Here is a 17,817-nt window from a genome sequence, read left to right as displayed (position 1 = left end):
GATTTTACTGATTATAACGTAAATACAACCGTAAATCAGTGTTATATATATCAAACTGATGCTAATTAAAAGTGTAGCTTACGCTACAGAAATTTTACAAATATTAAAAAAATCAAACAAATAGGTTACTTCGCTACTTTAAAATCTCGCACAGATTACACGGATTGCACGGATTTAGACCCCGATTGATTTCAATATTATAGAACAAAAGTGCACGGATTTTAGCAACGAGTTGCTTAAATTTCAGTGATTATAACGTAATCACAACCGTAAATCACTGTTATATATATCAAACTGATGCTAATTAAAAGTGTAGCTTACGCTACACAAATATTACAAATCTTAAAAAAAATCAAACAAATAAGTTGCTTCGCTACTTTAAAATCTCGCACAGATTACACGGATTGCGCGGATTTAGACCCCGATTGAGTTCAATATTATAGAACTAAAGTGCACGGATTTTAGCAACGAGTTGCTTAAATTTCACTGATTATAACGTAAATACAACCGTAAATCAGTGTTATATATATCAAACTGATGCTAATTAGTAAGAGAATTCTTTTTGGATTTCTGCAAAAGCAAGTTTAATACGTGTTACTAATTTTTATTGACTAATTTTTATTGACTAATTTTTGAATCTTTTCTCGTTCTTCATTATACGGTATTTCGCATTGGAGGGCTTTTTGGAAGAGTTGGTGTGCGGTTTCTTTGTTACCTTGTGTTTGATAAGCTCGCCCTAATAAATAATAGGCTTTCCAATAATGCGGGTTGAGACTTGTTATGTGCTTTACCTCGTCTATTACAATAGGGGTGTGTTCGCGCAAATGTGTTTCTATCTGTTGTTCTAATACCCTATACGCTTCGTAATCTTTAAACGCTTGGGTATACATAAAAGGGTCGGGCGGAATATTTAAGGAAGTTTGAGGATAAGGGCTGTGCGACGGATAAGCTTTGGTAGCAAATATCTGCTTCAAATCATAGGCTACAAAAGTGCCCAACTGATAAGGAGCTGTCGATACCCATACCAAACGTTCTTGAGGTTTAAAAATCACTGCGTGATGTGCCAATAGCTGGTTGAGCGCTTTCTCATTGCCATAGCCTATGGAATCGGCGTGTAAGCCTTCGGTACTGCGGAGGAGTGTAGCTATTTTAGAGGGGTTCAGCTTAGGTTCTTCTGTTAGGAACTCCTGCATTTTGGCATATCTATACGCTGAATGCGAAGTGCGTATCTGTTTGAGATTCTTCTTATCTTTCTTGTATACTTCACTTTGGAAATGATTGGCGCAAAGCACTGCATTAGGAGCTTCGTACACCCCAAACTTTTTGGGTGAAACCTCGATGATTACTGCTTTGCCGTCGGTAGCACTCCCCACCATTATAGCTTCGGACACGAATACCTTTCGCTTTTTAGCAATGGCAATCGCCTCATCGATATTTTTGGCGTACTGCAAGATTTCACGGCAGAGGAGCGAAATAGGGGTGCGAGCTTTCAGCGGAATAGATGACTTTCCTGCATTGATAGTAACCGTAAGACCTTCGAGATTCATACCCGAGAGTACACCTATCATTCCGCCCCAAGCGTAACTCATAAAAGGAATGCCTTCCTCAGGACGCACAAATCGCACTACCTTTTCAGTAGCAAAGTCATCGGAGAGATAAAAATCGAAATTGCGCCCTATGAGGAGCTGACCATCTTCGGTTTTATCGCCCCAAACCGCTAATGAAGAACAGCCTACGAGCATCAAATCTTGCAAAGCGTGCCCTAAATCGTGAGCCGAATGCAGGTAAAGGGTGCGCTGATAAGCAGGGGCTATGTAGTTGAAAATCGTATCGGAGTACTGCGCTTGTCCCCAGAGTTCTTGCCGGAAAGGGGGTATCACACAATTATTGATATCTCGATTGAACCATTTGACGAACTTGCGCAAAAAACGCTGTTTGCGCTGTGAAGGTACGAAATGATTGAGTTTAACAAAAAGTAGACTATCCTGACGGTGGTACAAAGGCTCAGTAAGGGCACCCGAATTGAGCCCTAACTGATAGGGATTTCCTGAAAGGTAGAGCTCCCACAAGCCTTGTTGATTCTTTGCAATATAGTTATCCTGAAAATACCGCAACGTATCATTTAGTGCAGTAATTTGAGGTTTCTGGTACGGATAGGTTACCTCAGGCGGAGTGATTTTCTTGTAGAAAATACCGCAAGAGGTGAGCAGGAGGTAAAAAGTAAGAAGTAAGAGTTTTTTCATTATGCCGACTCTTCGAACTGCTGATTAAGGTGCAAAAATAGAGATTATTTTTTAATACCCAAAATGCCAATAATGCCAATAATACCAGAAATGCGAAAATTGTAGTTTTCTGAGTATATAGTAAAAATTCGTACGGATTCGGATAATATCGGAGATAGTCGAAGGTAGTAGAAGAGTATACTTAGCTTATAGAAAGCTTATAGGAAGCTTATACGAATCTTGGACGATTGGTATAGAAAGGGTATATAAAAAGTTGATTATTAATAATTAAGAGCAAAAAGTGAATTGTTAAAAACAGTTAAATAAACCAAAGTAAAACAATGGTAAAAAGAAAGTAAGACAGAGCAAAAGTAGTTTAAAAATTGGTAATTGGTATTTTTTTACTACTTTTGCAGTCAGAATAAAAATTGGTAAATTAGCAGATTAGTAGATTAGCAAATTAGCACATATGACAGAACCCAAAAAATACAACCCTACTGATTTAGAAGAAAAATGGTATGCCTATTGGCTTGCCCATAACTATTTTCACTCAACCCCCGATGAGCGTACGCCCTATACCATCGTGATTCCGCCCCCTAACGTTACAGGGGTGCTCCATATGGGGCATATGCTCAACAACACCATTCAAGATGTACTTATCCGCCGTGCACGCCTCAAAGGCTTCAATGCTTGCTGGGTTCCAGGTACTGACCACGCTTCTATTGCAACAGAAGCCAAAGTGGTAGCCAAACTCAAAGAACAAGGCATTAAGAAATCCGACCTCACTCGCGAGGAGTTCCTCGTACACGCGTGGGAATGGACACACCAATACGGTGGGGTGATTCTCGAACAACTCAAAAAATTGGGTTGCTCTTGCGACTGGGAGCGCACTAAATTCACTATGGACGAGGAGCTTTCGGCTTCGGTTATCAAAGTGTTTGTGGATTTGTACAACAAAGGACAAATATACCGCGGACATCGTATGGTGAACTGGGATCCAGAGGCTAAGACCACTCTTTCTGACGAAGAGGTGATTTACGAAGAACGTCAAGGATTTTTATATCATTTGAAATATCAAATCGAGGGGACGAATGAGTACCTTATCATTGCGACAACGCGCCCTGAAACTATTTTTGGCGATACGGCTATCTGCATCAACCCCAACGATGAACGTTGGCAACACCTAAAAGGCAAAAAAGCAATTGTGCCTATCTGCAACCGTGTGATTCCGATTATCGAAGATGAGTACGTAGATGTAGAGTTTGGTACAGGTTGCTTGAAAGTAACCCCAGCCCACGACCCTAACGACAAGGTGTTGGGCGACAAACATCAGTTGGAAGTAATTGATATTTTCAATGATGATGCAACCCTTAATCACTACGGTTTGCACTATGCTGGCAAAGACCGCTTTGTGGTGCGCAAGGAGATAGTAGCCGAATTAGAAGCAAAAAACTTACTCGCTAAAAAAGAGACTTATACTAACAAAGTGGGGACATCTGAGCGTACCAAAGCTGTGATAGAGCCTCGCCTTTCCGACCAGTGGTTCCTAAAAATGGACACCCTTATCCAGCCAGCTATCAAGGCGGTATTGGAAGACGAAAGCATCAAACTATATCCCAAAAAGTTCGAGAATACTTATCGCCATTGGGTAGAGAACGTACGCGATTGGAATATCTCACGCCAATTGTGGTGGGGACAACAAATTCCTGCTTACTACTACGGCGAGGGCAAAGACCAATTTGTAGTAGCCGAAACTAAGGCAGAAGCCCTCGCTTTGGCTAAAGAAAAGAGCGGCAATGCACATCTTACTGAAGCCGATTTGCAACAAGATGAGGATACCCTCGATACTTGGTTCTCGTCTTGGTTATGGCCAATGAGCGTGTTCAACGGTATTTTAGAGCCTAACAACCCTGAAATCGAGTATTATTACCCTACCAACGATTTAGTAACAGCACCTGATATCCTTTTCTTCTGGGTAACCCGAATGATAGTAGCAGGTTATGAATACAAAGGCGAGCGTCCGTTTAACAATGTATACTTCACTGGACTTGTACGCGACAAACAACGCCGCAAGATGTCTAAATCTTTAGGCAACTCACCCGATGCACTCAAACTCATCGCCGATTACGGTGCTGATGGCGTGCGCGTGGGGCTCTTGCTCTCATCGGCAGCAGGTAATGACTTGCTGTTTGACGAAGCCCTTTGTCAGCAAGGAAAAGGATTTGGCAACAAATTGTGGAATGCCTTCCAATTGGTGAAAGGGTGGCAAGTGGATAGCTCGGTAGCACAACCTGCAGCTGCTCAGCTCGCTTTACAATGGTTTGAAGCGAAGTTCAACGCTGTACTCACCGAAGTAGAAGACCATTTTGAGAAATATCGCATCTCCGATGCCCTAATGGCAATTTATAAACTCGCCTGGGACGACTTCTGTGCGTGGCTTTTGGAAATGGTAAAACCCGAATACGGCAAACCAATGGACAAAGCAACTTACGAGGGCGTGGTAGCCGCTTTTGAAAATTTACTAAAACTCCTCCACCCCTTTATGCCATTCCTCACCGAAGAAATATGGCAAAGTTTAGCGCCTCGTACCCCTGAACAAGCCCTTATCGTGGCTACCTACCCCACTGTACAGCCGTACGACGAAAAACTATTGGCAGAATTCGACTTTGCTGCCGAAGTGATAGCAGGTATCCGCACGGTGCGCAAAGAGAAGAATATACCTTTCAAAACACCGCTTAACCTTTCGGTATTAAACAAAGAGCAAATGAGCAATCGTTTTAATGTGGTGATTTCTAAAATGGGCAGACTTGAGGCTATTACCGAAGTAAGTACAGCCATAGAAGGCGCAATGTCTTTCCGCGTAAAAGCTAATGAGTACTTTATTCCAATGGAAGGCGCGGTGAATGTACAAGAGGAACTCAAAAAACTACAAGAGGAACTCACCTATACACAAGGCTTTTTAGCATCGGTGCGCAAGAAACTTTCTAATGAGAAGTTTGTAAATTCAGCACCTACCCAAGTAGTAGATAATGAGCGCAAAAAAGAAGCTGATGCGTTAGCAAAAATTGAAACACTTGAAAAAGCAATAAAAGCAATTAATAATTGATAATTAGATAAATGGAACACTTAAAACAAATGATAGATGAGGCGTGGGAGAATCGCTCATTGCTTCGTGAGGAAATTGTACAGCAAACCATTAGAGAAGTGATTCACCTCTTAGATTTAGGTCAGTTGCGAGTGGCAGAGCCTACTGCCAATGGCTGGAAAGTAAACGAATGGGTGAAAAAGGCTGTAGTGCTTTACTTCCCTATCCAAAATATGAAACCCGTAGAAGTGGGTATCTTTGAGTTCCACGATAAGATTCCGCTCAAACACAACTACGACGAGAAAGGAGTGCGCGTAGTACCACCTGCTGTAGCACGTCGTGGTGCTTTTATTGCCAAAGGAGCCATACTAATGCCCAGCTATGTGAATATAGGGGCGTATGTAGATGAAGGTACAATGGTAGATACTTGGGCTACTGTGGGTAGTTGCGCTCAAATAGGCAAGCACGTGCACCTCAGTGGTGGCGTAGGTGTAGGGGGTGTATTAGAACCCTTGCAAGCAGCCCCTGTGATAGTAGAAGACGGGGCTTTCATCGGGTCGCGTTGTATCTTGGTAGAAGGAGTGCGCGTAGGCAAAGAAGCGGTACTTGGTGCTAATGTAGTGCTTACAGCCTCTACTAAAATCATCGATGTAACGGGTAGCGAACCTAAAGAACTGAAAGGTTATGTACCTGAACGCTCAGTAGTGATTCCTGGTAGTTACACCAAGCACTTCCCTGCTGGAGATTACCAAGTGCCTTGTGCCCTTATCATCGGGCAGCGTAAAGCCTCAACCGATAAGAAAACTTCACTAAATGATGCCCTTAGAGAATATGGAGTTTCTGTATAAGAAAAGTGATGAGGATATAAAATAGAAAAGGCTACCCCAAAGGTAGCCTTTTTAATAGATAATAGATTTAGAATTTATATCCTATCTTAATACCAAAGTTAGGTTCGATAGCCCAGAACTTCTTATTTTCATTAACTTGTTTACCAAAGTTTCGTGCAATATTTGCAAAAGGAGCGATGATAAAGGTATCGTCGAGATTCCATTGGTAACCTGCCCCTACACCTAAGATAAAACTATCCAAACGCGTTTTTACTCCATCTTCAGAGAATGTTCCAAAGCGTTGTTTGATAAAAGGATTTACATAGAGCCCTGTGCCTCCGTCTTCTTCAAAATAATAGTTATATCCTATTTGAATACTAGTAGCTCTGTACTTCTCTCCTTTTTTTCTAGGGAATACAGAAAAGCGGTCGTTAAAGAAAATAGTTCCTTCGATAGACTGATTAGGAGCTATGTAATGTTCATAACCTAACTCTACAGAAGCTAACCATATAACATTCAAGATATTCAAGTTTACTTGATGTTGAGGAAAATCACTTTGGGCAAATGTTTTTGCTGAGAAAAACATAAGCATTACAGCTACAATAATTTTTTTCATCGGTTTTCTTAGTTTAAAAATAATGGCAAAGATACTACTTTTATGCTAATACACAAAAATAATGCTGTAAAATCAAAAAAAGTCCAGTGTGTAGCACACTGGACTTTTATATGTAAAACTAACTAATTCACTTGTGAAGAAAAGGTAACAACTATTAAAAACACTAAAAAAGAATACAGACTTCACAAGGAATCGCAAACGAAATATAAAGACTTTACTACTATTATATTCCTTTACTAATAGTGGGGCAAAGGTATATATTATTTTGAATACATCCAAATAAATAGTAGAATAATTTTAAATAACATATATTTAATACTGATAATCAACACATAGCATATTCTCTATTTTTCTACCCAACTTGCATATTTAGGATAGTTTAGGGCAGTTCGCTCGATGAGAGTCCTCTGTTCATCGGTAATATTTTTGAGTTTTTTAGCAGGAACGCCAGCATAGAGGCTCCCTTTTTCTATATGGGTATTAGGAGGTACTACGGCTCCAGCAGCTACAATGCTATGGCTTTCTACCACACATCCGTCCATTACGATGCTTCCCATACCTATAAGCACATCATCTTCGATAGTACAGCCGTGTACGATAGCGTTATGCCCTATGGAAACACGATTGCCAATGGTTGTGGGGTGTGTTTGATAGGTAGCGTGAATCACTACACCATCTTGAATATTGGTGTCATCACCTATGCAAATAGTGTTTACATCGCCACGAATAACCGCATTATACCACACGGTACAGCGGTCGCCTAACTGCACATCACCGGTAAGGGTAGCATTTTCAGCAAAAAAGCAACCTTCCCCGAAGGTAGGTTGCTTTCCGTTAACTTTCTTGACTAACATATTCTTTTAGTTTATCTATTATCTCTTGTAGACCATTAGTTTTTATCTCGAAAGTAGTAGCCAATAGCATTCCTAATTTTCCTTTGGGGAATCCTTGAGTGCTAAACCACTCGAGGTAATAGGAAGGCAAATCAGCAATCATAGTACCCTTGTACTTGCCATAAGGCATAGGAGTAGTGATGATTTCTTTGAGAATTTCGGGGGACATAGAATTAGAAAATTAGGAAATTAGATAATTAGAAAATTAGCAGATTTACTAATGTGCTATTTTAACCATCTTCCTCTTTTCTTCGTTGCGCTCTATTTTATGGTTAGGGCGCGTCCATTTAGGGTTTTCGCCCAAGGAGTGATATTGAGAATCTTCCGCTTCTACGGTGTGTGGTTGTGGATGTGTTTCAAAAGGTTTCTGAATGCGCATACCGAGTACGCCGAGCATTTGCATATCCTCATTGATATCGGGGTTAGGAGTGGTGAGGAGCTTATCGCCTGCGAAAATAGAATTAGCTCCCGCAAAGAAACAGAGCGCTTGTCCTTCTTGGCTCATTTGGGTACGACCTGCGGAAAGGCGCACTTGCGATTGAGGCATCACGATACGCGCGGTAGCTACCATACGCACCATCTCGAAGATATCTACGGGCTCACAGTCTTCCAAAGGCGTTCCTTCTACGGGCACTAAGGCATTGATAGGCACCGACTCGGGTTGTGGGTTGAGGGTAGAGAGTGCTACGAGCATTCCGGCGCGGTCTTCGAGTGATTCACCCATACCAATAATCCCTCCACTGCACACAGTGATATTGGTTTTGCGCACGTTGTCAATCGTTTTGAGACGGTCGTCATAACTACGGGTAGAAATGATTTCTTTGTAGTATTCTTCTGACGTATCGAGGTTGTGATTGTAAGCGTACAAGCCTGCTTCCGCCAAACGTTGGGCTTGATTTTCGGTAAGCATACCGAGTGTACAGCACACTTCCATATCCAGCTTATTGATAGTACGCACCATTTCAAGTACTTGTTCAAATTCGGGACCATCTTTTACGTTACGCCACGCTGCCCCCATACACACACGTGAAGCTCCTGCTGATTTAGCACGAAGGGCTTGGGCTTTTACGTGAGTAACACTCATCATATCGGCGTTTTCTATTTTTACTTCGGTTTCGTAACGCGCCGATTGCGGACAGTAAGCACAGTCTTCGGAGCAACCTCCCGTTTTAATAGAGAGAAGTGTAGAGACTTGTACCGAGTTAGGGTCGTGATATTTACGATGCACGGTAGCGGCTTCGTAGAGCAACTCCATTAGGGGTTTATTGTAAATAGCCATTATTTCTTCTTTCGTCCAATTATGACGGGTTTCGGCATTGCTACAGCCACACGTATGTTGATTTTCGCACATAGTTCTTTTCTTTATTTCGGGGGCAAAGGTAGTAAATTAATTACGAATGACAAATTACGAATTACGAAAGTGTGTGACGCAATATTAACTTTTAACCATTGCTAAGATTTTTTGTACTTGTTCCTCTATAGTAAGATTGGTATTATCGATAACTATGGCATCATTGGCTTTTTTGAGAGGTGACTCTTTGCGGGTAGTATCGATATGGTCGCGGTGCTGGATATTGGCAAGCACTTCGTCGAACGATGCTTTATCGCCTTTGGCTTGTAACTCTTTATAACGGCGCTGAGCGCGCACTTGTTCGCTAGCGGTCATAAATATTTTAAGTTCAGCATTGGGAAATACCGTTGTACCTATATCGCGTCCGTCCATTACAATACCTTTGTCTTTACCCATTTTGCGTTGAAGGTCTACTAAGTAAGTGCGGACTTCGGGTTGTTTGGCAACTTCGCTCACCCAATTGGCTATTTCAATACCGCGTATTTCGTTTTCGATATTCTTACCGTCCAAATAAATTTCAGAAAATCCCAACTCAGGGTTGTACACGAACTTTATTTCCGACTTTCGCAGGGCTTTCATCAGGGGTTTTACTTCGATGCCCGAGGTAGAAACATAACCTTTTTCTAAGGCTAAATAAGTAACGGCGCGGTACATCGCACCTGTATCGATATAGACGTAGCCCAACGCTTTGGCTACGGCTTTGGCAGTAGTACTCTTTCCTGTTGAGGAATAGCCATCAATGGCAATGATAATATTCATTAGTGTTTAGTTATTAGTTTTTAATCGTTAGTTATTTGTAGAGTGATGGGGCTATTTCTATTTCGGTTACAACTTTTTTGTTTTTATCGTAGTAATAATAGTATAGTGTTATATTGTTATCAATGAAAAAGCGCATCTTTTGGCGATTGCTTCTTAGGTTTTGTACAATAGCTTCCTTAGCTGCTGATGCGTCGAACTCTACTTCTTCGGAATCGAAATTAAAAAGAGTTGCATAATACCCCATAGTTTTTTCCCCTTTTAGGGCAACACTATCTAAGCGCACCCCCTCTTCTATTATTTGTGGTAATTGCCGGTTTATTTCGGCTACTTGATTCTTCATTTCATCGGTAACTAAATCGTTTTTAGCTTTTGAAAAGAAGGAGCTTGTGAGATAGCGCGTCGTAAAAAATGCCGCTAAAAATACCACAACAAAAGACACCACACCCACTATTAGTGCCATAATGTTTTTAGTGCGTTTGTTCTTTCGGGTTTCCTGAGTGTTAAGAAAATCGTTCATTTTTATCTCTTTTTAACGCTACAAAGATATAAAACAAAATGCAAACTGCAATGCCCTGATGCGTTTTTATCTTAAAAAAGTACGACTACCTAATGATAAATACTTAAAAACAATGAAATAAGAAAATGAGAAAATGAGGAAATGAGAAAATTAGAGAATGAGAAAATGAGGTGGAGTTACAAGAAACGTGCTAGCGGAGGGATTGTAAGTTTATTCAACTTTGCCAAAGGTCGTAGCACGACGGGCAATTAACTTTGGCAAAGTGTGTACTGCAAAAGCGATGTGTTTGAGTTATTAGGAGAAGGCGGAAGATATCGGAAGAGTTCGGAAGAGGTGATTCAGATGAAAGGTAAAAAATGAGCTGTAATTTAGGTGGTGTTAGCTTATAGAGAGCTTATAGGAAGCTTATACGAATCTTGGACGATTGGTATAGAAAGGGTATATAAATAATTGATTAATAATATAATACAACAACGCTAAAAATGTTAAAAACAGGGTTTCGAGGCGAAAGAAAAGGGAATGAGTAATGGATAAGGATAGGAACTCGGTGCTTACTCAAAAGTCGGTGAGCTATTGTTGAACAGTATGCGAGATTAGAAATTAGTTTTACGTATACCCAAAAGATGTTATATTATATCGAATAGACATTATTTAATAGAAATTCATACGAACTGATAAACAGCAAGATAAGAGGAGGTTACCCATAAAGTTTTGAGAAAAAGTGTAAGAATATTTGTGTAGGTCAAAAAAAAATCGTAAAATTGCACCCGCAAAAAGTAGTGTCTACAAAACACTTAAATAACTGATTTATAAGGTAAATATATAATAGAAAGAAAAATAATATGGGTTTTTTTGATTTCTTGACAGAAGAAATAGCCATTGATTTGGGTACTGCGAACACCCTCATTATTCACAATGACAGGGTAGTGATTGATAGTCCATCGATTGTAGCAATAGATAGGACAACCAGAAGAATTATAGCCGTAGGTAGAGAAGCACGGCTAATGCAAGGGAAAACACACCCTAATATCACCACTGTTCGTCCGCTAAAAGACGGGGTAATTGCCGACTTTGACGCTTCGGAACAGATGATAGGAATGCTCATTAAGAGTATACCTGCGTTGCGCAAACGCTTTTTCTCGCCTTCTTTGCGTATGGTAGTTTGTATCCCCTCAGGAATTACCGAGGTGGAAACGCGTGCGGTACGCGAGTCGTGCGAACGTGTGAACGGTAAGGATATTTACCTCGTACACGAACCGATGGCAGCGGCTATTGGTATAGGGCTTGACATTATGCAACCTAAGGGTAATATGATTATCGACATAGGTGGGGGTACTACCGAGATTGCGGTGATTGCCTTAGGGGGTATTGTATGCGACAAGTCGGTAAAAATTGCAGGGGATATTTTTAACTCGGATATTGTGCACTATATGCGTACGCAACACAACCTTTACGTAGGGGAAAGTACTGCAGAAAACATCAAGATGACCGTAGGAGCTGCTACTGAAGACCTCGATGCCCCACCAGATGATATTATGGTACAAGGGCGTGACCTGCTCACCGGTAAGCCTAAGCAAGTGCAAGTATCCTACCGCGAAATGGTAAAAGCACTGGATAAGTCTATTCTTCGTATAGAAGATGCTATAATGGAGACACTTTCGCAAACGCCTCCTGAATTAGCTGCCGATATCTATAATACAGGTATCTATATGGCAGGTGGTGGCTCGATGTTGCGAGGGTTAGACAAACGTATTTCTATGAAAACTGACCTCCCTGTATACGTAGCCGAAGACCCTTTGCGTGCCGTAGTACGTGGAACAGGTATCACTCTAAAAAACATTAACAAATTCAGAAGTATTTTATTAAAGTAAAAATAGATAGAGGTAAGAGATAAGAAACAAGAGGTATGAACCAAATCATTCAATTCTTTATGAGGTCGAGGGACTTTTTTGTGTTCCTCGCACTGTTCTTATGCGCTATTGGTTTGGTTTTTAACAGCAATTATTATCCTCAGAGTGCTTACATAAACTCAGCGAATGCAGTGTCGGGTAGGCTTTACAGTTTCACAGACTATTGGGCACAATATTTTAGCTTACGCGGTCAGAACGAAACCCTTACTGAGGAGAATCGAGCTCTGCGCTCACAACTCTTACGGATGGAACAGCAAATCCGCAATATATCTCTTGTAGATTCGGTGTCATTTCCCACTACCGATTCACTGAAATACAAGGTACTTAAAGCAAATGTGATAAAAAATAGTTTCCGTTTAAAAAACAACTACCTCACTATCGACAAAGGCACGAAAGACGGTGTAAAGCAAGATATGGGAGTGCTCTCGCCACAAGGAGTTGTGGGGATAATAGAGAATACTTCGGAGAGGTTTGCTACTGTACAAAGTGTACTGAATACTAGGTCGGCACTGAATGCAATGGTGAAGCGCACACAACACTTTGGTTCATTGCGTTGGGATACCAGAGAAGTGAATAAAGTACAGCTGTTAGAAGTACCTAATATAGCCCCTATACAGAATGGAGACACGATTGTAACAGGGGGTATGTCGAACATATTCCCCAAGGGAATTCCTATTGGCAGGATAGTTCATTTTGAAAAGAGCAAAAAGGATAATACGTATATCATTGATGTAAAGCTATTTGCTGATATGTCGAACCTTGAATATGTGTATATTATTGAAGATAGAGATAGAGCAGCCGTTTCTGACTTAGAAAAACAGAACCCAAAATGAGTCACCCAGTAGTAAGAAATGTATATTTATTTGTATTCTTAGTGTTGTTGCAGGTACTCATCTTCAACAATGTGGAGTATTGGGGCTATGTAAATCCGATGGTTTACATAGTGTTTATACTGTTATTACCCTATCGTGAAAACAGAATGCCTTCATTGGTAGCGGCATTTTTAATAGGGTTGTGTATAGACATTTTTTCTAATACGGGAGGGTTGCACGCTGCCAGTAGTGTACTCATAGCTTATTTGCGTAATCCGATACTACTAACAGTATTTGGCAAGAATTTTGAGTATCAAGAATTGGATTTGCTCGCTTATCCGTTTTCTAAGATTTTTAGCTATACAACCTTGATGGTGGTAGTGCATCACACACTGTTTTATTTCTTAGAAGTCTTTAACTTCAATCACTTGTTTCTTACATTAGCAAAGATTGTAGGAGCATCTATCTTCACTATCATCGTTTGTTTGCTATTCATCTATCTGTTTAGTAAAAATAAGAAATGAGAAAATATCTGTTGCCCATTATTATTCTTTTTGTGGCAGTGGTGTTCTTAGTACGGTTATTCTTCTTACAAGTAATATTTCACGAGGAAAATACAGGAATTGACAACATTGCTATTGAAACGGTATACGATTACCCCGAACGCGGATATATTTACGACCGTAATGGAGAACTATTAGTATCGAACCAACCTGCCTATGACGTGATGGTTGTGCCCAGTGAGGTGAAAACTCTCGATACCTTAGAGCTTTGTGGACTCCTTGAAATCAGTAAAGAAGAGTTTAGGGAACGACTCATAAAAGCAAGTGATTACTCACGCAAAAAACCTTCGGTAATCGTGCACCAGCTCTCCAAAGACGATTATGCTGTACTACAAGAAAAGTTGCGCAAGTTTCAAGGATTTTATATACAGAAGCGAATGCTCCGCAGTTACCTCACTCACAATGCGGGAAATGTATTGGGATATATCAGCGAGGTAAATGAATGGGAACTAAAAAAGAACCCTTATTACTTAGCTGGTGAACTGATAGGGCGCAGTGGGGTAGAAAAACAATACGAGGAATTCTTACGAGGTAAAAAAGGTGTACAATTCTTCCAAAAGGACAAACACAACGCTGCTATTGAACGCTATAAAAATGGCGCAATGGATACTTTGCCTATCACTGGACAACCATTGCAACTAACCATAGACATCAATTTGCAAGCCTATGGCGAAATGCTGATGCAACACAAACACGGCGGAATTGTAGCTATAGAACCTAAAACAGGTGAGATTCTCGCATTGATATCAGCGCCTACTTTTGATCCTGCTCTGTTGGTAGGACGTGAACGTTCTAAAAACTACACAGCCCTTTATAACGATTCGATTGCTAAACCTCTTTACGACCGCACACTATTAGCAGAATACCCACCAGGGTCGCCATTTAAAGTAATAAACGCACTAATAGGCTTACAGGAAGGTGTGATAACACCAGGTAGTGTATTCAGCTGTGGAGGAGGTTATCGTTTTGGAGGGCGTATAATGCGTTGCCACTGCGGGCGCAGTTCTAATGACTTATTACACGGGATAGCTTTTTCTTGTAACTCTTATTTTGCAAATACCTATAAGCGTGCTATTGATATGAAAACCACTTCGGCAGTGGGTATGGACAAGTGGAATGCTCACGTACGAAGTTTTGGATTGGGAAGCTTTTTAGGTGCTGACCTACCGACGGGACGTGCAGGGAAAGTACCTAATACTGCTTTGTATGACAAACAATATGGTAAAGGTCGCTGGAATGGTACAACCAATATCTCTAACGCTATTGGGCAAGGAGAACTGCTCACCACTCCTATACAGCTTGCTAATGTTATGGCAGCTATCGCTAATAGAGGTTATTACTATACCCCTCATATCGTAAAAAAAATAGATAATAAAATTACTCCATTTCAAGAGTATACCGTTGCTAAGCACACTACAATAGCCCCTAAGAACTTTGAACCTGTGATTAGAGGTATGAATATGGCATATGAGCAAGGTACTGCACGCCGTACCCAAATTGAAGGTATTAATATCGCTGCTAAAACAGGTACCGCCGAAAACTTTATAAAAGTGAATGGCAAGCGTATGCAACTTACTGACCACTCTATATTTGTAGCTTTTGCCCCCATAGAAGACCCTAAGATTGCTATTGCCGTATTTGTGGAAAACGGGTATTACGGAGCACGAGTAGCTGCTCCCATCGCCTCACTAATGATTGAAAAATACCTAAAAGGTGAAGTATACCGCTGCGACCTCGAAAAACAAATGCTCGAAAAGAGTCTTGAAGACGAATATATGAAGCCTTATAGCGGATTGCCTTTTACCATCAACCGATAATGAAGAAAATTATATTAGCCTCAGGCTCACCGCGCCGTCAGCAGTTCCTGAAAGAATTAGATATCCCTTATGAGGTAGTTCTTAGACCCATAGACGAAACCTACCCAAAACACTTAAAGCGAGAGCAAATCACCGACTATCTCGCCCAGCTGAAAGCTACGCCCTTTGCAGGTGAAATACCTACGGATTGTGTGCTTCTCACCTCTGATACTATTGTGTGGCACGAAGGTAAAGCCCTTGGTAAACCGAAAGACGCTACCGAAGCCTTCGCAATGTTGCGTTCGCTCTCGGGGAAGACTCACGAGGTAATTACCTCTATATGTTTTACTACTAATGAAAAGCAAATAACGGAGCACTGTATTACGAAAGTAACCTTTAAAGAGCTTTCCGATGACGAAATAACCTATTACATAAGTCACTATCAACCTTTCGATAAAGCAGGAGCTTACGGTATACAGGAGTGGATAGGACATATAGGAGTTACCGCTATTGAAGGCTCTTATAACAACGTAATGGGACTGCCTACGCATTTAATTAAAGAACAAATATAAAACAAATAAACTCTGGTAATTCTTGAATTTTACCAGAGTTTTTTCTTATATACTAATTAGCTTAAACTATTAAAAAACAATTTATTAAGAAAAATAATAAAAAAAGAATTATTAAAAAAATTGCAGTTTTAAAATATTTATTGTACTTTTGGGGCTGTATTTTAAATAGAAATACAAATGGCTATATTTAATAAAGAGAGAGATAATAAAAAGATTATTATGGCAGCAGAAAATCCCACAGGAAGTAGCAACCGTATTGTTACTGAAACAAAATTCAAAGGAGAAATCAATTCAAAATCTGATTTTAGAATTGATGGTGAAGTGGAAGGAACTTTCCAAACTTCAGGTAAACTAGTAGTAGGCAGAACCGGTGTGATAAAAGGCACTGTGATTTGCGAAAACGCCGATATTGAAGGTAAAATAACAGGTACCCTCAAAGTGAGTAGTATTTTAAGTTTAAAATCTACTGCAGTTGTAGAAGGCGAAGTGTACGTAGATAAGCTTTCTATAGAACCAGGAGCGGTATTTAACGTTTCTTGCTCGATGAAAGGAGGCAAAAACAGCTTTACTATCAATGAAAAACCACAAGCACCACTTACAGCCGAAAAACAACCACCTAAATAAGTGGATTACCTTTTCACAAATAGGGCTACAAATGGCTATTACCATAGCCATTTGTAGCTTTTTTGGTGTTTGGTTAGATGGTAAATTTCCTAATGAGTACTCTCTATGGACAGTGGTATGTTCGCTTTTTGGGGTATTTGGAGCTATGTATTCAGTAATTAAGAAAGCCCAACAGATGAGCGATGAAGAGTAACATACTCCTGTTTGTAAAATATTTATTATTGCTTATTGCCGGAGGGGTAGGACTCTTTTGGCTGTACGATTATTGCGTAAACACAGAGGGTATTAGTTTGTATTATTCGCTAAATACCTTGCTCATCTTCCATTGTGGTTTATCTTTCTTCTTATTTAGTATTATCTTCATCGTAAACAAAAGACGCAAACAGCACACTGCTTTTGCTTTTATGGCGGGCTTTGTATTGCGTTTTGTAGCCGTAGTAATTCTCTCACTTCCGCTGGTAAAAACTGTAAGTCCTTCACCTTTATACGAAATGTTCTTCATCTTATTGCCCTCTCTTTATTTCACAACCATAGAGGCTGTATTAGCGATTCGGTTGATAAAATAAGTGGAGCCGTATGGCGGGTAGAAAATTAAAAAATTTGGAAATTAGCAAATGAGAGAATTAGGAAATTTGGAAATGAGAGAATGAGAAAATGAGAAAATGAGTAGTGATAAAAATAGTTTTTTGAGAGGTCTGACTTGTCGGACAAATCGGACTGGTCTGAGTTATCGGAGGAAAACGAAAAATATAAAAAGTGAGTTGGGAGGGTTTTTGATGAGAAAAGGCTATGAGATGGGTGGGGTTAGCTTATAGAGAGCTTATAGGAAGCTTATACGAATCTTGGACGATTGGTATAGAAAGGGTATGCAAATAATTGATTAATAGTGTAATACAACAAGGCTAAAAATGCTAAAAACGGGGTTTCGAGACGAAAGAAAGAGGAAGAGGTGATAGACCTTAGACCATAGGCACTAGGAGATAACCTCCCCCTTACACATACCCAGCTATCGCTGGCTACCTCGAAGAAGGGGAAGGTAGCGACGGAAAAAGGAACAAATAACGAAGGACGAGAGGCGAATGATGAAGGCAAGACGATAGTAAGATAAGGGGAAAATAGAGACCGAGTGTGGCAATTTTGTGGGAAAACACCTTGTTAAAGACACTATTTGTGAATTTGAATCAGAAGTATAACTTTTTTTGTTAAAATATTAGGCAATATCAAAAAAATGCTGTAATATTGCACCATAATTTTAATTTCATAATTTTAC

17 protein-coding genes are annotated in these 17,817 nt (G+C 40.2%); 10 read left to right on the top strand and 7 right to left on the bottom strand.

The features are described from left to right. Positions 1 to 611 precede the first annotated feature (611 nt). Positions 612 to 2,243: a C45 family autoproteolytic acyltransferase/hydolase gene (locus tag ACSQ7D_RS03510; RefSeq protein ID WP_437135394.1), complete on the bottom strand. Its 1,632-nt coding sequence runs from the start codon at positions 2,241 to 2,243 to the stop codon at positions 612 to 614. 448 nt (positions 2,244 to 2,691) lie between these two features. Between ACSQ7D_RS03510 and ACSQ7D_RS03505 the strand changes: the two genes are divergently transcribed. After that, positions 2,692 to 5,328 (top strand): valine--tRNA ligase, encoded by a 2,637-nt coding sequence (locus ACSQ7D_RS03505; protein ID WP_437135393.1) that lies wholly within the window; start codon positions 2,692 to 2,694, stop codon positions 5,326 to 5,328. Positions 5,329 to 5,339: 11 nt separating this feature from the next. Further along, positions 5,340 to 6,155: a 2,3,4,5-tetrahydropyridine-2,6-dicarboxylate N-succinyltransferase gene (locus ACSQ7D_RS03500; RefSeq protein ID WP_437135392.1), complete on the top strand. Its 816-nt coding sequence runs from the start codon at positions 5,340 to 5,342 to the stop codon at positions 6,153 to 6,155. Between the two features lie 67 nt (positions 6,156 to 6,222). Here the strand turns inward: ACSQ7D_RS03500 and ACSQ7D_RS03495 are convergent, their stop codons facing one another. From ACSQ7D_RS03495 to ACSQ7D_RS03470, 6 genes are all read right to left on the bottom strand, one after another. Next, positions 6,223 to 6,750 carry a DUF3575 domain-containing protein gene (locus ACSQ7D_RS03495; RefSeq protein WP_178977615.1) on the bottom strand — a complete coding sequence of 176 codons (528 nt, stop codon included), beginning with the start codon at positions 6,748 to 6,750 and terminating at the stop codon, positions 6,223 to 6,225. Positions 6,751 to 7,094: 344 nt separating this feature from the next. Next, positions 7,095 to 7,604, bottom strand: coding sequence for a gamma carbonic anhydrase family protein (locus tag ACSQ7D_RS03490; protein ID WP_437135391.1), 510 nt, complete (start codon positions 7,602 to 7,604; stop codon positions 7,095 to 7,097). Further along, on the bottom strand, positions 7,585 to 7,812 hold the full coding sequence (locus ACSQ7D_RS03485; RefSeq protein ID WP_009414122.1) for a DUF3820 family protein: 228 nt from the start codon (positions 7,810 to 7,812) through the stop codon (positions 7,585 to 7,587). The genes ACSQ7D_RS03490 and ACSQ7D_RS03485 overlap by 20 nt, the downstream gene beginning before the upstream one ends. Before the next feature lie 48 nt (positions 7,813 to 7,860). Continuing rightward, entirely contained in the window at positions 7,861 to 8,994 is a 1,134-nt protein-coding gene (gene bioB / locus ACSQ7D_RS03480; RefSeq protein WP_308765909.1) for a biotin synthase BioB, read from the bottom strand. A gap of 84 nt (positions 8,995 to 9,078) precedes the next feature. Next, the gene (gene cmk, locus ACSQ7D_RS03475) at positions 9,079 to 9,753 is read right to left on the bottom strand and encodes a (d)CMP kinase (RefSeq protein ID WP_437135390.1); all 675 of its coding nucleotides are present in this window, start codon (positions 9,751 to 9,753) and stop codon (positions 9,079 to 9,081) included. A 31-nt stretch (positions 9,754 to 9,784) separates the two neighbouring features. Further along, positions 9,785 to 10,270 (bottom strand): hypothetical protein, encoded by a 486-nt coding sequence (locus ACSQ7D_RS03470; RefSeq protein ID WP_437135389.1) that lies wholly within the window; start codon positions 10,268 to 10,270, stop codon positions 9,785 to 9,787. A gap of 842 nt (positions 10,271 to 11,112) precedes the next feature. Between ACSQ7D_RS03470 and ACSQ7D_RS03465 the strand changes: the two genes are divergently transcribed. From ACSQ7D_RS03465 to ACSQ7D_RS03430, 8 genes are all read left to right on the top strand, one after another. Next, positions 11,113 to 12,141: a rod shape-determining protein gene (locus ACSQ7D_RS03465; protein ID WP_002675473.1), complete on the top strand. Its 1,029-nt coding sequence runs from the start codon at positions 11,113 to 11,115 to the stop codon at positions 12,139 to 12,141. Positions 12,142 to 12,176: 35 nt separating this feature from the next. Next, entirely contained in the window at positions 12,177 to 13,013 is an 837-nt protein-coding gene (gene mreC, locus ACSQ7D_RS03460; protein WP_002675472.1) for a rod shape-determining protein MreC, read from the top strand. Beyond that, entirely contained in the window at positions 13,010 to 13,516 is a 507-nt protein-coding gene (mreD, locus tag ACSQ7D_RS03455) for a rod shape-determining protein MreD (protein ID WP_009411304.1), read from the top strand. Before mreC ends, mreD begins: the two co-directional genes overlap by 4 nt. Further along, positions 13,513 to 15,372 carry a penicillin-binding protein 2 gene (gene mrdA / locus ACSQ7D_RS03450; RefSeq protein WP_002675470.1) on the top strand — a complete coding sequence of 620 codons (1,860 nt, stop codon included), beginning with the start codon at positions 13,513 to 13,515 and terminating at the stop codon, positions 15,370 to 15,372. The genes mreD and mrdA overlap by 4 nt, the downstream gene beginning before the upstream one ends. Next, positions 15,372 to 15,923 (top strand): Maf-like protein, encoded by a 552-nt coding sequence (locus ACSQ7D_RS03445; protein WP_437135388.1) that lies wholly within the window; start codon positions 15,372 to 15,374, stop codon positions 15,921 to 15,923. The genes mrdA and ACSQ7D_RS03445 overlap by 1 nt, the downstream gene beginning before the upstream one ends. 177 nt (positions 15,924 to 16,100) lie before the next feature. Further along, entirely contained in the window at positions 16,101 to 16,547 is a 447-nt protein-coding gene (locus ACSQ7D_RS03440; RefSeq protein ID WP_002675467.1) for a bactofilin family protein, read from the top strand. Further along, a complete protein-coding gene (locus ACSQ7D_RS03435; RefSeq protein ID WP_082315870.1) occupies positions 16,498 to 16,740 on the top strand; it encodes an AtpZ/AtpI family protein in 243 nt (80 codons plus the stop codon). The genes ACSQ7D_RS03440 and ACSQ7D_RS03435 overlap by 50 nt, the downstream gene beginning before the upstream one ends. After that, complete coding sequence (locus ACSQ7D_RS03430) at positions 16,730 to 17,113, top strand: hypothetical protein (RefSeq protein ID WP_437135387.1); 384 nt, start codon at positions 16,730 to 16,732, stop codon at positions 17,111 to 17,113. Before ACSQ7D_RS03435 ends, ACSQ7D_RS03430 begins: the two co-directional genes overlap by 11 nt. Positions 17,114 to 17,817 lie beyond the last annotated feature (704 nt).

The organism is Capnocytophaga sp. G1920, assembly GCF_051417515.1.
Note: the sequence above shows the minus strand (reverse complement) of the source record. Positions and strands in the feature narration are given on the sequence as shown.

Coding starts and splice junctions, on each gene's coding strand:
- bioB (WP_308765909.1), bottom strand. CDS start 8,994: ATGTGCGAAAATCAACATACGTGTGGCTGTAGCAATGCCGAAACCCGT.
- ACSQ7D_RS03485 (WP_009414122.1), bottom strand. CDS start 7,812: ATGTCCCCCGAAATTCTCAAAGAAATCATCACTACTCCTATGCCTTAT.
- ACSQ7D_RS03510 (WP_437135394.1), bottom strand. CDS start 2,243: ATGAAAAAACTCTTACTTCTTACTTTTTACCTCCTGCTCACCTCTTGC.
- ACSQ7D_RS03470 (WP_437135389.1), bottom strand. CDS start 10,270: ATGAACGATTTTCTTAACACTCAGGAAACCCGAAAGAACAAACGCACT.
- ACSQ7D_RS03505 (WP_437135393.1), top strand. CDS start 2,692: ATGACAGAACCCAAAAAATACAACCCTACTGATTTAGAAGAAAAATGG.
- ACSQ7D_RS03435 (WP_082315870.1), top strand. CDS start 16,498: ATGAAAAACCACAAGCACCACTTACAGCCGAAAAACAACCACCTAAAT.
- ACSQ7D_RS03445 (WP_437135388.1), top strand. CDS start 15,372: ATGAAGAAAATTATATTAGCCTCAGGCTCACCGCGCCGTCAGCAGTTC.
- ACSQ7D_RS03430 (WP_437135387.1), top strand. CDS start 16,730: ATGAAGAGTAACATACTCCTGTTTGTAAAATATTTATTATTGCTTATT.
- mrdA (WP_002675470.1), top strand. CDS start 13,513: ATGAGAAAATATCTGTTGCCCATTATTATTCTTTTTGTGGCAGTGGTG.
- ACSQ7D_RS03495 (WP_178977615.1), bottom strand. CDS start 6,750: ATGAAAAAAATTATTGTAGCTGTAATGCTTATGTTTTTCTCAGCAAAA.
- ACSQ7D_RS03465 (WP_002675473.1), top strand. CDS start 11,113: ATGGGTTTTTTTGATTTCTTGACAGAAGAAATAGCCATTGATTTGGGT.
- mreD (WP_009411304.1), top strand. CDS start 13,010: ATGAGTCACCCAGTAGTAAGAAATGTATATTTATTTGTATTCTTAGTG.
- ACSQ7D_RS03490 (WP_437135391.1), bottom strand. CDS start 7,604: ATGTTAGTCAAGAAAGTTAACGGAAAGCAACCTACCTTCGGGGAAGGT.
- ACSQ7D_RS03500 (WP_437135392.1), top strand. CDS start 5,340: ATGGAACACTTAAAACAAATGATAGATGAGGCGTGGGAGAATCGCTCA.
- mreC (WP_002675472.1), top strand. CDS start 12,177: ATGAACCAAATCATTCAATTCTTTATGAGGTCGAGGGACTTTTTTGTG.
- ACSQ7D_RS03440 (WP_002675467.1), top strand. CDS start 16,101: ATGGCTATATTTAATAAAGAGAGAGATAATAAAAAGATTATTATGGCA.
- cmk (WP_437135390.1), bottom strand. CDS start 9,753: ATGAATATTATCATTGCCATTGATGGCTATTCCTCAACAGGAAAGAGT.